Source organism: Dictyobacter arantiisoli (assembly GCF_008326305.1).
GTDB classification, from domain to species: domain Bacteria; phylum Chloroflexota; class Ktedonobacteria; order Ktedonobacterales; family Ktedonobacteraceae; genus Dictyobacter; species Dictyobacter arantiisoli.
Map to the genome: position 1 here is coordinate 1 of NZ_BIXY01000209.1, position 2,047 is coordinate 2,047.

Here is a 2,047-nt window from a genome sequence, read left to right on the forward strand (position 1 = left end):
CAGGGAAGCGGTGCCGAGAAACTCTGGCACCGCTTTACCGCGTACGGTGGGCGATCAGCCGCCTTTGGGATGATGCCCATCCCGTACTTGGAAGTGTTCTTCCGCCGGACTTAGAAACAATTCGGTTTTTAGCATCGTTTAGGTGCTAGAAATGTTTCCCAAAAATCCGGGATGACTCATACATTTTATTTGTGCTTGATAAGTACCTTATCTATGCGTCGACCATCCATATCCACGATTTCAACAATGAAGTCATGGATGGTAAATTTCTCGCCTACTTTGGGGATGCGTCCAATATGGGCAAGGATTAAGCCTGCCAGGGTATGATAGTTACGGTGGTCATCTTCTTCGGTGAGGGCCATTTTGATTTTATCCAGAACAACTTCATAATCGGTCATGGCATCGATCAGCCATGAGCCATCCTCACGCTGGACGATAGTTGTATTTTCTGGCTGATCATATTCATCCTGAATCTCACCCACCAGTTCTTCCAGAATATCCTCCAGCGTCACCAATCCGGTCACCTGACTGTACTCGTCGATGACAATGGCGATATGGATGCCTTTGCGTCTAAAGGTGGTCAGAAGATCATCCACATGCTGAAACTCCGAAATAAAGAAGGCTGGTCGGGCCAGCGTGCGCAGGTTAATATCCTCATCCTTCTGGTTATTGGCACGTGAGCGCAGTAAATCCTTGGCATAAAGGACACCGACAATATTGTCCAGAGTCCCTTCATAGAGCGGCAGGCGAGTATAGCCAGAGCTCATAAATGTTTCGATGACTTGAGTGAAGGGGGTATTTGCTTCGATAGCTACAATCTCGGTTCGAGGCATCATCACGCTGCTCACAGTGCGATCCGTAAAGCGGAAGACGCGGCTGATGAACTCTTCTTCTTTTGACTCGACGGTGCCGCTGACCGCGCCTTCGCGAGCCAGATACACAATATCTTCTTCTGTAACGATCTCTTTGGTGGGATGATATTGCCCAAGTATGCGCAAGAGCAGGTTAGCCGAGAAGCTCAGAAAAATCACTGCCGGACGTGCGATTTTAGAGAGCGCATTCATAAAAGGTGCGACTCGTATCGCGATTTTCTCTGCTGATTGGAGGGCCAGGTGTTTAGGGGCCAGTTCTCCAATCACCAGAGTAAAGAAGGTGATTAAAAGGACTACAATGCCCAGTGCGATACTATTGGCATAGGGCCGTAAGGTTGGAATGGTACTGATCCATTGTGTCAGGGGAGCGCTGATACTGGCGCCACCAAAGGCCGATGCCAGCGTACTGATTAAGGTGATGCCGATCTGCACCGTGGCGAGAAAGCGATCAGGATTTTCGGCTAGCTGTAATGCCTGTTTCGCGCCTTGTCTTCCAGCATCAGCCTGTTGTTGTAAACGTCCACGGCGCGCAGAAACAATCGCAATCTCAGAAGCGGCAAAAAAGCTATTGGCAAATATAAGGACAAAAATAATAACTATTTCAAAACCCGTAAAACTACTCATCTTTATCACCTTTTAACTGTGGGTATGCTTACACCATCGCGTTGGTGGAAAATTACAGCAAGCCTTCTAGCACTCTCATGCTCCTAATACATAGTGTTTCGTATGATAGTGGACATGGTTTGCAGGCCAGGCTTTGGGATAATTATAATACGAATTATAGAGATAAAAAGGACAGGATCTCGCTGCCGTTAGTATACTTCAGTTTGGATAGAGCCAGCCCCTCTTAATTTTACGCGCTCTTGTCTGTTTCTGTATGCTCAAAAATAATAAGTGTTGCATAAAAAGTGGGATTGTGAAGGGCAATACCGAGAAAGTAGCAGTAGCAGCCACCCTTCACGGGCAATACCGCTTAAATACCTAAGTTTTGTCCAAATTAATGGCAACAGGTATGGGAGCAAGCAACACCTGTAACGACACGAGGAGGCGATGGGCCAAATGGGCATCCTGATTGAGAACAATCTGGACGATCTGACCAGAAGCATCCCGGCAAAGAAAGCCGCTGATATGGAAGACATCGCGCACCATGCGCAACAGCCCATATCCTGGCAAGG

1 protein-coding gene and 1 pseudogene are annotated in these 2,047 nt (G+C 47.6%); both read right to left on the reverse strand.

What is annotated here, in order from left to right:
• Positions 1-185: 185 nt before the first annotated feature.
• Complete coding sequence (locus F1593_RS27820; RefSeq protein WP_149404804.1) at positions 186-1,496, reverse strand: hemolysin family protein; 1,311 nt, start codon at positions 1,494-1,496, stop codon at positions 186-188.
• 357 nt (positions 1,497-1,853) lie between these two features.
• A pseudogene (locus tag F1593_RS28805) lies at positions 1,854-2,047 on the reverse strand (transposase); the annotation flags it as partial.